This window comes from Paenibacillus sp. FSL R7-0204 (assembly GCF_038002225.1).
GTDB lineage: Bacteria > Bacillota > Bacilli > Paenibacillales > Paenibacillaceae > Paenibacillus_AQ.
In genome coordinates this window covers 1,895,958-1,908,648 of sequence record NZ_JBBOCA010000001.1, presented here as the reverse complement: position 1 = coordinate 1,908,648, position 12,691 = coordinate 1,895,958, and the positions used below count along the sequence as shown (strand labels likewise).

The following is a 12,691-nucleotide window of genomic DNA, read 5'->3' as shown; positions in this document are numbered from 1 at the left end:
GACTTAAGGCAGAACCGAGAAGACAATATCGTCGAACAGCAGATAGGCGAAGCCGCTGGTGTAGAAGCCTACCTTACCGGACGGGCGGTGGCCCGGATTGCTGCCCGAGAGCCTTGGTGCGCCGTCCACGGTTACAGCGATGTCCCCGTCCTTCGCCGTTACCTTCACCGCGTACTCCGTATCCGGCTGCAGGTCATGCCCAGGCAACACAGTCTCGGTTAGCTTTTGCCAGGCAGTGTCGTAGAGTATCCAGGCTGAAGACCCGTCTGCCCGGGTCCGGTACCCTATCCGGGTAGAGCCGCTGCTGTCCTGGCGGTCAAAAATGTACAGGATACCGTTATCCGGCATCACAGCGGGCGTCTTCAGCTTGAACTCCAGCTGATAGGCGGTGAAGCTGCGGTCGAGCAGTCCGCTGGCGCCGTTCAGCAGTTTATATCGGCGGTTCCCGTCCGGGTCAGCAGCAATGCTGCGGTTCGGGTCCACCGGCCAGCCGTTGCCCCCGTTCTCGAAATCTGTCTCATGCATAATATTTGAGACAGTGACGGTAATATCTGCTGTAATCAGCGGATTGACCGTTGAGACCGCCGTAATAACGGACTGTCCTTCGTATACGGCACTCACGACTCCCGCGCTATCCACTGTTGCTACCGCTGGGTTAGCAGACTGCCAGGTCACCCCTGTATCCGGCGTATCTGCAGGATCGAAGGAGACTTGCAGCTGCCGCTGCTCCCCTGCGGCCAGACGCACCGCGCTCTCCGCCGGAATAATCCCGGCCAGCGTAGTCGTCAGGGCCTTGAACTGAATGTCATCGAAGTGCATCTGGCTGATATTGCTGACGTAGAAGCCGACCTTCCCCTCTGCATTGTGTCCCGGATCAGTGCCCTTCAGGCGGAACGCCCCGTCTAGATAGACACTGATGTCGCCGCCCTTCACCAGCATGCGGACTGCATATTCCATATCCGGCTGCAGGTCATGCCCCGGCCGCTTGACTTCCTTCAGCACCGTCCAGGCCGAATTGTAGAGCAGCCACGCAGAGCTGCCGTCCGCCCGGGTCTTGTAGCCGATCCGGCTGGAGCCGCTTCCGGCCTGACGGTCGAAGATATACAGGGTCGCGTTATCGCCCATCACCGCCGGGGTTTTCAGCTTGAAGCTCAGCTCATAGTCCGAGAAGGATTTGGGGCTAAGCGCAGAGGCTCCGTTCAGAATCTTGTACCAGCGGTTGGTTCCGAGCTTCTCGATGCTGCGGTTCGCATCCTGCAGCCACCCGTTCGCGCCCGACTCGAAATCCGTGAAGTCCATCACGCCGTCACCGGCCTCCACATGAACCGTGACCGTGGCGGTCAGCAGCGGATTCTCCGCCGAGGCTACCGTAATGACCGTACTGCCGACTGACTGGCCGGTAACGATACCTGCCCCATCCACTGCCGCGATGGCCGGATCGGCCGAAGTGAAGGTCAGGGCGGGATGATCCGCATTCCACGGAAGCACCGCCGTGCGCAGCTTCACCGTTTTCCAGCGGTCCACAGTTATTTCATTGTCATAGACGGCAACGCCCTGCACGGGGTAGCTGTCCGGACCTGCTGTCGTACCCGCCCTGCCGTCAACGCCGATATCGTTAAACGGAATGTCAGGGAAGCCGGGAATGACATCGAAGACCTCCGCATCCGGCTGCAGCGACAGATTGCCTCCCGCCAGGTCGGTGAAGCCGGGATCTGCGGCAGTCACCCAGTTATTCGCATACTGGACCAGTCCGAACTTATCGTAGGCCCCGTACACATTGGTCGTTACGCTGCGCGGAACCGACGGGTTGTAGACGACATTCCCCTGGAACGTATTGGTGTCGGGATAATACCGGTTCTCCGTGAAGAAATCCGCCAGCTCGGGATACTTGGCCAGATAAGGCGTTCCGGTGAAATTATTGTTCGCCGCAAACAGCGCCTGCCATTTCGGCATGTAGTTGAGCGGCACCTGATCATCCGGCTCATCACCCAGGAACATATCCGCATAGTCATACGGAATTTTGCTGTCAATGAAGATATTGTTGCGGGTCAGGATATGGGCACCGCCATTATTTTTAATTGCCGAATTGCCCATCTTGTAAAAAATATTCTCGTTGATCGTCAGTCCCATCGTGAAATTGTCCGGGTATACCCCTTCTACTCCGGCTTTGCTCTCGCCGATGTTATGGAAATAATTGCGCCGGATGACCGTCCCCCGCTCATGGGGCTGCTCCCCCGCGTTCATGTAGATCGCTCCGAGATCCGAGAAGGTCGTGCATACATCATAGATCTCGTTATATTCCACAGTATGGTCATTGCCGAAGATCAGCACGCCGGGATGCGGCGCGTCATGCAGCTCATTATGCGACATGCGGTTGCCCACGCCGGACAGCAATACCCCGGGATTATAGGCTTTGTGATAGTAGGCAAAATCGTGAATATGCGAATTCTCCACCCTGTTGTTTCCCGGTGCAAGCGTGGTTTTGTTACCTCCGGCCAGCGTAACCGCAGTCCCCCCGATATGATGGATATGGGTGCTGACAATAGCATGGTCCGTCCCCGGTGCCCCATCAAAATTATTGTAGTAAAACCGGCTTTGGGTATTGACCAGCACTCCGCTGTTGGTGAAGTTGCGGATCTCGCTGTTCAGGATACGCAACTGCTTGCCGCCCATGAACACCGCCGCCGAATCGCGGCCGTTCTCCAGCACCAGCTCCGAGAAGTCGATGTACGAGGCGTTCAATGCGTTGATCATCGGACTCTTCAGCATCGTGACTTCAATATCCGGGTTTCCGGCAGTAAACTCGGCATTCGGCAAAAAATACAGCTTCCCGGCCTGGCGGTCAATATAATATTCGCCGGGCATGTCGATCTCCTCCAGCAAGTTCTGCGCGAAGTGGAAGTCCGGATACCAGTTCTTGAAGATACCGCTCATTTCGCCATAGCGGAGGGTAATACTTTTGGCGGCGGTGTCGATGGAAGCAATCTTGTTGTACGACCATTCCCAGCTGTAGCCGAAGATCCCGTCCAGCCAGATGTCGTCAGCCTGCGTCCAGTATTGGGGACGGTCGTACGTATAAGTGAAGGTGCCTCCGCGCGTATGCACTTCCCCATTCGGGTCCTTGCGGGTCGGGCCGGGGTCCAGAATCTCATCCATCTGGACTGTGCCTTCATTCGGCCAGCGGGCCAGCGTCATGCCCTGCCCTGCCACATACAGCTCCATCGGCGGCACCTCGCTTAGATCATTGGCCAGGTAATAGCCATGACGGCTGAGCTGGCCGTAATCAGTAATGCCAAGCGCTCCCAGATCTGCGGCCAGTACCTTCGTTCGCGCTTCCGGGCTGATGATGCGGCCCAGGATGGACGGGTCGGTGACCGGAACGAAGGCTGATTTGGCCAATTGGCGGGAGCCGGACAACGTGACCTCTTCCCCCGGATATGCCGTGTACGTGATGGGCTTATCCGCTTCGCCGGAATCCTGCTGGCGCAGCTCGAAGCTGCTGGTCCGCTCATACCTTCCTTCCCGCAGATACACGGTAACCCCGCCCTCCGGCAATCCCTCCTCCGCCTTCAGCGTACGGATCGTATCGCGCGCCTTCTCAAGACTCTGGAATGGGGCATTCAGCGTCCCGGAGTTGGAATCGCTTCCATTCGTAGCCACATAAAAAGCCGTCCCGGACGTTTCCCCCTCCGCATAGACAGGGGCATTAAACGGCAGAGACGGCATCAACAGCAGACTGGCTGCAAGGGCAGCAAGCAAACGTTTTTTCACCAAGGCTCCTCTTCCTTTCAACGTGGGATGTAGGGACTTTCGCCAGCTTTAGGCTGGCGAAGCCCCCCATGAGCAGCAGGTTTCTCCGTTTCTCCTCAGCCTATTTCTTCAGACCTTTATCCTTCAGGAATTGTTCAAATTGCTTGGTGACCTCAGCCACATACTTCTCCTCGCCTGCTTCCTTCAGCTTGCCATAGAGGGTAGGCCAGGTTTCTTCAAAATCAAGCGTACCGGTCACAAGTCCCCGCTTATATTCCCCCCACACCGCATTCAGGTTGGCGATTTCGGTATTCACCGGCTCGGAATTGAACTTGAAGGCACCAACCGGATTCACCTCCGAATCGGAATTGATCTTCTTGGTCTCTTCCCAGACATTCTCCGGCTGTCCTTCCTTCAGATACGAGTTGAACACGCTGCCGAACACCCAGTCCATATTGGGCAGATAACGGGAATCCGCTTTGGCCTTGATGTACTCTCCGTCTGCCTTATCGTAATGCTCACCGGCAATCCCGTTACAGAGCAGATTGTACAGCTCCTTGTCGGTATTCACCAGATTCAGCAGCATCATGGCACGCTCCGGGTTAGGGGCAGTACGGCTGATCGATTGGTTCGTGGTCGCCGAATACCCGTTGGAGAACCAGTCACTGAGCGGGACAGTGATGACGTCATTGCCGCCGTTTTTGGCCTTCACCTCAGCTTCCACGCCCGGCTTCAGCGTCACGTTGAAATCCACGGCAATCCGGCCTTTCGCCAGGTAATCATTCGCTTTTTCGGTAGCGGCATCCTTGTAAATATAGCCTTCCTTATACCATTTGCTGGCCAGCCGGAAATTGTCCAGCTCTTCTTCCGGGTAACGCTGCAGGGTATAGGTAGGGTCATCTGTCTTGATATAGAAATGGTCATCTAGACCTGGAACTACCCAGTACTTGTCGTCATGCGACTGCGGATTAATGAAGGAGGTGCCGAAGATACCAAACGGAATGATATCCGGCTCACTCTGCTTAATCTGGGCCAGGAACGGCTCGATATCTGCGATTTTTTTAATGGAAGCGGTATCAAGTTTGTACTTGTCAGCGAAGCGCTTCTGGATGATGAAGCCGTACCGCGAGCCGTTAATCTGCTGATTCGGAATGCCGTAGATCTCCCCGTCCACCGAGAGGCCATCCCACATCACCTGCGGCACATCCTTCTTCAGCTCCGGCGCATACTCCTCAAGCAGCTTATCCATCGGCTGAATCGCTCCCTTGCGCACCAGCTCCTCCGGCTTCAGCATATAACCGGTCCACAGAATATCGAACTTCTCGCCCGCCGCAAGCACGGTGTTCATCTTCTGCACGTAATCCCCGATCGCTACAGGCATCAGCTTGACGGTGGCGTTAATCTTTGCCTTCGTAAGCTTGTTTACTTCCTCCTGCACTTTATCCTGATCGGCCTGAAGCTGGGACAACGGATAGTACCAAGTCAGTTCCACCGGCTTCAGCCCGCCTGCATTGCCGGATTCGGGAGCAGCACTTTGCGCGGCATCCGTCCCGCTGCCTTCCGTGCCTTTCCCGGCATTCGTTCCGCCATTATTGTTGCCCCCGCAGCCTGATAGCACAGATGCAGCCAGCATTACAGATGCCAATACGCCAACCAGCCCTTTTTTCATGTGAGTGACCTCCTGTACTTTGTACATGTAATTGTATGTTAACCCTTTAGGGAGCCAACCGTAAGCCCTTTGACGAAAAACCGCTGAAAAAACGGGAAGATGACCAGCATCGGTCCGCCGGCCAATACCGCAATCGCCATCCGGGCCGAGCTGTTCGGAAAACTCGACAGATCAATGCCAAGCTGCCCGGTGAATTCCGAGTTCGTCGTCAGAAACTCAATACTGTTCAGCGTCCGCACCAGCAGCAACTGCAGCGGTACCTTGTTCGGATCGTCAATGTACAGCATCGCGTTAAACCATTCGTTCCAGTAGGTGAAGGAGATCAGCAGACCCAGCGTAGCCAGGGCAGGCGTCGAGAGCGGCAGAATAATCCGGAAGAAAATGCGGAATTCCCGCGCCCCGTCGATTTTGGCCGATTCAATGATCTCCAGCGGAATCTTGGACATGAAGCCCTTCATGACCATAATGTTGAACGGCGACAGCAGAATCGGCAGAATCAGCGCCAGCAGGCTATCCTTCAGATGCAGGTACTGAGTAATAAGAATGTAAGAGGGAACGAGTCCCCCGCTGAACAGCATGGTGAAAAATACATAGAACGTCGTCGCCCGGTTATACCGGTAATCCTGCCTTGAAATTACGTAAGCCGTCATCGCGGTCAGCAGCAGTCCGGCAAGCGCGCCGATGATCGTCACCGTGAACGTCACGCCATAGGCCCGGAGCAGGATATCAGGAGCGTCCAGCAGATAGCGGTAGGCATCCAGACTGAAGGACTGCGGGATGAACTGGTACCCGTTCTCGGTCAATGACTTCTCATCCGTCAGTGAGACAACGATGACCAGCAGGAATGGCAGAATCACCACCAGCGACAGCACGATAAACAGCAGATTAATGAACAGCTTCGAGATTTCAAATTTTTTGCCCACGCTTTTCGCACCTCCTTACCACAGGGAATTATCGGGATCGACCTTGCGCACAATTCCGTTAGCCGTCAGTACCAGCACCAGACCGACAACCGACTGATAGAACCCGGTAGCCGCAGACATGCTCACATTGCCGACCTCACGCAGCGCACGGTACACATAAGTATCAATGATATCCGTAGAGCCATAGAGAAAACCGGAGTTATTCGGGATGAAATAATGCAGCCCGAAATCTCCGCGGAACATATTGCCGATCGACAGAATCAGCATAATAATGATGATTGGGGCCATCAGCGGGATCGTGATTTTGAAGGCCATTTGCCGCTTGGTTGCCCCGTCGATCCGCGCCGCCTCGTAATATTCACTGTTAATGCCAATGATGCCGGCAAAATAAATCAGCGTGTTGAACCCCACCACTTTCCACAATTGAACCAGAATCAGAATGACCGGCCAGGGTCCGGGGTTCTGATACCAGCTCACCGGATTCAGCCCGAAGGATTCCAGCGTGCGGTTGATGAAGCCGTCCGAGTGGTTCAAGAAAGCGTATGCCACATACCCCACCAGCACCCATGACAGGAAATGGGGCAGAAACAAGGCCGTCTGATAGAACTTGCTCCACTTGGCCTTAATCTCATTCATCAGAATAGCCAGCAGCAGCGCTGCTGAGGTGCCTATCAGAATATAAGCGGTGTTATACAGGACCGTATTCCGGGTAATCCGCCACGCCGTGTCCGTAGTGAACAGATAACGGAAGTTATCCAGCCCGACCCATTTACTGCCGAAGATCCCGAGATCATACCGGTAATTCTTGAAGGCGATAATCAGACCAATCATCGGAATATACGCGAAAATCAATTTGTACAGCAGTCCCGGCAGCGAGAGCAGGAACAGCTCCCGGTTGCTTTTGAAATGGGCCAGCTCCCTTCGGAGCCAGGATTGTCTGCGCGTGGCCGGCAGCGCTCCTGAACTTGCCTGTTGTTCCGCCAGCGGAACCTTATTCAACATAACCAAAGCCCCTTCCTTTCCTTCCTTAGCTGCAGTTGTTTGCCTGTGTCCCAGGCTTTGCACGACTAACATAGCGCAGAATAAGGTTGCTGCGTTACTGTACAATTGCAAGAATGCTGTAAAGCCGGGCTGTATTGTTGCCAGATTCCTGTCTAGCGGGGGCAGACCTCTGCACGGCACAGCAAAAAGCCCGCCAGATGAACAGTACTCATGTAGCGGACCCTGCCTTACGTATGGGGAAAGTGGAATCATCTGCTGCGGTCAATGGCCGATTTCAGGCGGTACTCCTTCGGCGTGGTGCCATAGCAGCGCTTGAACAGGCGGTAAAAATAACTCTCGTTCCCGAACCCGACCTTCTCCATAATCTCTGTTACGGTGAAGTCCTCTTGCTCCAGGTACTTCTTGGCACTGGCCAGCCGGGCAGCGTTAATCTGATCGACCACCGTCTTGCCTTCCTGCGCCTTGAACACCTGGCCCAGATAGACCGGACTCATCTTGAGCATATCGGCAATCCGCTGCACATTCAGGTCAGGATCGGCGTAATGCCTGTAAATAATCTCCTTCACCGTATCCGCCAGCAGCCGGTTCTTATCCTCGCGCCCGCTCCGGCGCTGCTCAGCGGCTTCCCGCACCACCTCCAGCAGGACCATCTCCGTCTCGTCCAGTGTCTCCTTCTCCAGAATCCGGCGGTTGATCGCCTGCAGGTTAAGCGAGACCGGATTGACACTCCGGCTGTTCATCTCAGCAAGCGTCTGGCTCAGAGTCACGGCCAGATGAAGCACCGCTGAATACATATTCTCGTAGCTGAAGCCGCCAAGCAGCGCTCTCCACTTGCGGATCGTCTGCTCCGTCTCTGCCAGATCCCCGCCCTTCAATCCTTCCGTCAGCTGCCGCTCCAGCTCCTGCGGAATGCGCAGCGCTTCATTCTCTTCATTCGCCCGGAGCATTTCCGGCTCAAGCACAGCTCCCTTGCCGTAGATCATCCGGTAATTGGCATGGCGCTGCGCCAGATTATAATGCGCCGTGATGCTGCGGTAATCCGTGAAGACCTCGCTTAGCGTGACTGTAAAAGTAATATGATAATAGTTGCCGATCGTCTGCTGGAGCTCCCTGAACCGCTCCTCCAGCTTCGCCAGCTCCCCGTCCGTACTCCCGGCAATGAAGACCAGATGCCCGCTCTTCATATCTGCAGCTTCACAGGAGCCCTGAAGGCGCAATAATTCCTGCCCGATGTTGGAGATGGCGAAGTACAGCAGCGATTCCATCGGCAGTCCCGGCTCTGCCGCCAGCCCCTGCAGGTTGTCGATCTGCACGAGCGCCAGCCGGAGCGGAGACGGATAGGCAATATCGATGCCGTGCTGCTCTCTGAGCTGCAGGAAGGACTGCTCATCCAGACTATGGCTTGAAGCGATCAGACTGCGGAGCTGATAGAGCTTGGCAATATTGGACTGCGAGGCCCGCTCCAGCTCCAGCCCCTTCAGCTTGCTGATCATCTCCGTAAGGTTGGCTGCAATCAGTGACAGCTCATCCTTGGCCTGCGGCGCGCCCCGCACATCCCCGGGAACCAGAGTCAGCAGCTGGCCTACCGGCTTATACAGCCGCACCGCGAAGAACACGGACAACAGCACGGCCAGCAGAACAACAGACAGCGTGACCGCGATCTCCGTCCATTTCATCTGCCGGACACTGCCCAGCACCACATCGTAATCCTGCATGCTGACAATCTGCCAGTTGTTCAGGGCTTTGCTCAGATAAGTCACTTTATACTTCCTGCCGTCATGACTGTAGTTGAAGGAATCCAGCGGCCTGCCCGAAGCGCTGATCTGCGGCAGCAGCTCTCCCTTCAGGTTAAGCCCTTCAGGAACCTGCCCGCCGGTTGCGATCAGCACCTCACCGTCAGTATCGGTCACAAATAACACATCATTCTGCCGTTCCGCCGCTTGGTTAAGCGCTTTCATATTATCGAGCATCCATCCCGGCTTTACCGTGAGGATCAGCGCATTGTCATTGATTGAACCCAAGGTATCCCCGTCATACAGGAAGAAGGCAAAGACATCAATGCCCCCGCCCTTACCGTCCAGGTCGAGCGGAATGAGCTGGAGCTTCGGCAGATCTGCCCGGGAATCCATATAGTTCTGCAAGGAGCTGTACAGAAGACTATTGTTAATCTCATGATTCAGCGACGAGAAGAACCGGTGCTGGGCCCCATTATAAAAGACAGCCGCGTGCAGATACGGAGAGGCTGCGACCGTGTGATTCAGCCGCTCGATCTTGAGGATGCTCTGCCTGTAATCAGCGCCGGACTTCAGCGCCAGCAGCTCCTCGTCATTGTACAGGGAGACTGCCAGATCTTTTACAATCCCGTTCATGTTCTCAATGTTGTAATTGATCTGGGTCAGCAGCTTGCGGTCCGCTTCATTCTGGAGGCTGAGCACCTTGCTGCGGGCACCCGAGTTCATCAGCAGCGAAGCCACCGCCAGAATGGCAACAACAAGCATAAAGCTGAGTAGGATCCGCTGCAAGTATTTACGCGAACGGATCGTCTGCAGTACGTTCATGTGATCCCTCTCCCGGCTCTTAAGGTGTCCTTACTATAATCCCGCGCCAAAATACTTGTCAATCTGCAGTTCCGGCTCCGCACCGGACAATTCCCGGAGCAGCGTCTGCGCGATCACCCGGTGCCCCGGGGTGTCCGGATGGATACCGTCGCCATATCTGTAAGCGGCGTTCTGCGAGCGCCTATGCCGGATCAGCTCCAGCAGCGGCGTACGCAGATCAATCACTTGGTCCGCAGGGCAGCCCCCGGATAGCAACCAGTCCGCATAACGCTCCAGCACCTGATCGTAGTCCCTGTATGGCGCGAGATAACTGAAGTCCGCCGCGTCTGCGGGCTGTAGCTCCCCCGTCATGGACAGAGCATCGAACGGCGGAGGTGTCATGAGCACGACCCCGGCTCCGGCTTCACAGATCCGAGCGCTGAGTGCCAGCATCCCCGCCTGATAAGCAGCGAACCGCTCTTCCGAAAAGGGATGATAGATTCCGTCATTCATGCCATAGCAGGCTATAACCACATCAGGAGCAGCCTCCGCCAGCTCTCTGGCCAGCCGTTCATGCACGCAAGGGCGCGGATAGGGATGCGCCGCCTCGCTCAGACCCGAGACCGTCTCGCTGGGAACTCCGGATGGAATCAGCTCGGCGGTCCACTCCGGCCGGCGCACGTTCAGCCATTCCCGGATCAACCGGATATATTGTCCGTCAGCTGTAATGCTGTCCCCGAGGAACAGTATCCGGGGGGGTCTGTTATTCCGTGTGATTCTATCCTTAAGTATATTCCGCATTTTTTGCCCTCCTGACCTTGGCGCAGGTCTCACTGCCCGGCCGCACCCAGGCCGGTACACCCGCCACCCTAATGGTAGCGCCGCCCGCGCCTTTGCGCCTTGACGATCCCGACCTTCTTTAGCATAATATGGCCATGACTACCAAAATCCTAGCGCGGGATATCGGCCTTGAGCCGGGTTTTACCTTTAGAATCCAGAAATGCCCGTTGACCCATGATTACTACGTCCACAGCCATGATTTCTCGGAGCTTGTCGTTATTCTGTCAGGACACGCCATACACATCATTGAAGGGAGAGAGGTGCCGGTTAAGGCCGGACAGGTTTTTCTAATCCACAGCAACGTTTCCCATGGCTACAAGAATGTTGACGGAATTGAATACGTGAACGTAATGTTCCAGCCGGAGCAGCTGCTCCAGCAGTCCGAGCTGAGGCTCCTGCCCGGCTTCCAGGCCTTATTCTATATTGAGCCATTCTACCGGAAGGAGATGTATTTCAAGGGGATGCTCTCGCTGGAAGCGGGACAGCTCCTTGAAGCTACCCGGCTGCTGGATGAGATTCTCGAGGAGCATGACCGGCAGCCCGAGGGCTACCGGCTGATGATCCGTACCTATTTCACTGCCCTGGTAGGCATGCTCTCCCGCTATTACCAGAACAGCAGCAGTCATGAGGATAACAAGGCGCTGCGGATCGGGGAGACCGTCACCTATATCGAAGAGCACTTCCTGCAGCCAATCACGCTGCAATCCATGGCGGACCGGGCCTATATGTCCACCCGCCAGTTCCTGCGGGTCTTCACCCGCAACTACCAGACCACCCCTATGGATTATGTCATCCGTAAGCGGCTGAATTATTCCTGCACCCTGCTGCGCAGCCCGGGCCTGAGCATCTCGCAGGTGGCGCTGGACAGCGGCTTCCATGACCAGAATTACTACTCCCGCCAGTTCCGCAAAGTATTTAACTGTAGTCCCAGCCAATACCGCGAGCGGATGCTAGGCTCCTGACCGCTGCCCGGGCGGGCTTAGCCCTCCCCCGGACCGGTAGCGGCAGCAGCCTCATCCCGCTGGCGCAGCCGCTGCCGGTAGGCTCCGGGGGTCACTCCGAATCTCGCGCTGAACAGCCGGGTCATATAATTGGGGTCCTGAATGCCTACCCGTTCAGCAATTTCCGAGATGCCCAGTACCGTACCGCCCAGCAGCTTCTTCGCCTCTTCCAGACGCAGGTGCAGCACATACTGCAGCGGCGTAGTGCCGATATGCTGCTTCATGCATCTGGTAATATAATCAGCCTGGAAATGCAGCTCCTCCGCAAGCCCTGCCAGATGGAACGGCTCCCGCCAATGCTCCGCCAGATAGGCTGCGGCCGCCCGGGCCAGCCGGACCGCCGGCTCCGGCGGCTGAGCTGTACGCTCACATTCCGCCTGAAGCGCCGCCAGCAGCCCGGCCAGCAGCAGATGAAGCCGCATGGCATTCTCTGCGCTAAGCCGGTTATGAAGCTCGTTCATCTCCTGCAGGATCGGCTCCAGCCCCTCCAGATCAACGGCTGCGAACTTCGGCAGATACAGCCGCTGCTGCACCGAAGGCTCCTCGTCCTCCACCGTTCCCTTTGCCAGTAGTGTAGACCAGGGGATATCCCCGTGCCGGATATACGCCGGTTCAGGTGCATGAATGAAATGCACCCAGTAGATCTCCGTATCCTCCCCGCAGGCACGGTATCCGTCATGCGGCAATCCAGCCTCAAGCAGCAGCACCATCCCCGGCCTCACCGCATATTCCTTGCCCGCTTCCATCATATAGAGCGTACCCCGCTTGACCAGCAGCAGATCATATACACCGAAGGTACGGGCGAAATGCCGGTCTCCCGGTGACCAGACGGCATGTCCTACCGTGACAAACTGCGGCAGCGGCGGAATGGGAAACTCCAGGCATAACATGGTGTCCCCTCCTGTCCAAAGTCGGTTTTGTGCTATTTCAAGTCTATATTAACACTGGCAGATCCCGCAATAAAAAGGT

8 protein-coding genes are annotated in these 12,691 nt (G+C 56.1%); 1 reads left to right on the top strand and 7 read right to left on the bottom strand.

Features of this window, described 5'->3' with window-relative positions:
* Positions 1–3: 3 nt before the first annotated feature.
* The 6 genes from MKX42_RS08575 to MKX42_RS08550 all read right to left on the bottom strand — a co-directional run bounded on the left by MKX42_RS08575 (position 4) and on the right by MKX42_RS08550 (position 10,682).
* Positions 4–3,771, bottom strand: coding sequence for an Ig-like domain-containing protein (locus MKX42_RS08575; protein WP_340752129.1), 3,768 nt, complete (start codon positions 3,769–3,771; stop codon positions 4–6).
* 100 nt (positions 3,772–3,871) lie between these two features.
* Positions 3,872–5,419 carry an ABC transporter substrate-binding protein gene (locus tag MKX42_RS08570; protein WP_340752128.1) on the bottom strand — a complete coding sequence of 516 codons (1,548 nt, stop codon included), beginning with the start codon at positions 5,417–5,419 and terminating at the stop codon, positions 3,872–3,874.
* Positions 5,420–5,457: 38 nt separating this feature from the next.
* Positions 5,458–6,342: a carbohydrate ABC transporter permease gene (locus MKX42_RS08565; protein ID WP_340752127.1), complete on the bottom strand. Its 885-nt coding sequence runs from the start codon at positions 6,340–6,342 to the stop codon at positions 5,458–5,460.
* Between the two features lie 15 nt (positions 6,343–6,357).
* Positions 6,358–7,344: an ABC transporter permease gene (locus MKX42_RS08560; protein ID WP_340752126.1), complete on the bottom strand. Its 987-nt coding sequence runs from the start codon at positions 7,342–7,344 to the stop codon at positions 6,358–6,360.
* A 248-nt stretch (positions 7,345–7,592) separates the two neighbouring features.
* Positions 7,593–9,902, bottom strand: coding sequence for a helix-turn-helix domain-containing protein (locus MKX42_RS08555; protein WP_340752125.1), 2,310 nt, complete (start codon positions 9,900–9,902; stop codon positions 7,593–7,595).
* Positions 9,903–9,935: 33 nt separating this feature from the next.
* Positions 9,936–10,682, bottom strand: coding sequence for an SGNH/GDSL hydrolase family protein (locus MKX42_RS08550; protein ID WP_340752124.1), 747 nt, complete (start codon positions 10,680–10,682; stop codon positions 9,936–9,938).
* 134 nt (positions 10,683–10,816) lie between these two features.
* Between MKX42_RS08550 and MKX42_RS08545 the strand changes: the two genes are divergently transcribed.
* Complete coding sequence (locus tag MKX42_RS08545) at positions 10,817–11,683, top strand: AraC family transcriptional regulator (RefSeq protein WP_340752123.1); 867 nt, start codon at positions 10,817–10,819, stop codon at positions 11,681–11,683.
* Positions 11,684–11,700: 17 nt separating this feature from the next.
* Here the strand turns inward: MKX42_RS08545 and MKX42_RS08540 are convergent, their stop codons facing one another.
* A complete protein-coding gene (locus MKX42_RS08540; RefSeq protein ID WP_340752122.1) occupies positions 11,701–12,612 on the bottom strand; it encodes an AraC family transcriptional regulator in 912 nt (303 codons plus the stop codon).
* Positions 12,613–12,691 lie beyond the last annotated feature (79 nt).

Bases quoted from the DNA above. Each gene is read 5' to 3' on its own strand.
- MKX42_RS08570 (WP_340752128.1), bottom strand. From the start codon at position 5,419: ATGAAAAAAGGGCTGGTTGGCGTATTGGCATCTGTAATGCTGGCTGCA.
- MKX42_RS08560 (WP_340752126.1), bottom strand. From the start codon at position 7,344: ATGTTGAATAAGGTTCCGCTGGCGGAACAACAGGCAAGTTCAGGAGCG.
- MKX42_RS08555 (WP_340752125.1), bottom strand. From the start codon at position 9,902: ATGAACGTACTGCAGACGATCCGTTCGCGTAAATACTTGCAGCGGATC.
- MKX42_RS08550 (WP_340752124.1), bottom strand. From the start codon at position 10,682: ATGCGGAATATACTTAAGGATAGAATCACACGGAATAACAGACCCCCC.
- MKX42_RS08545 (WP_340752123.1), top strand. From the start codon at position 10,817: ATGACTACCAAAATCCTAGCGCGGGATATCGGCCTTGAGCCGGGTTTT.
- MKX42_RS08540 (WP_340752122.1), bottom strand. From the start codon at position 12,612: ATGTTATGCCTGGAGTTTCCCATTCCGCCGCTGCCGCAGTTTGTCACG.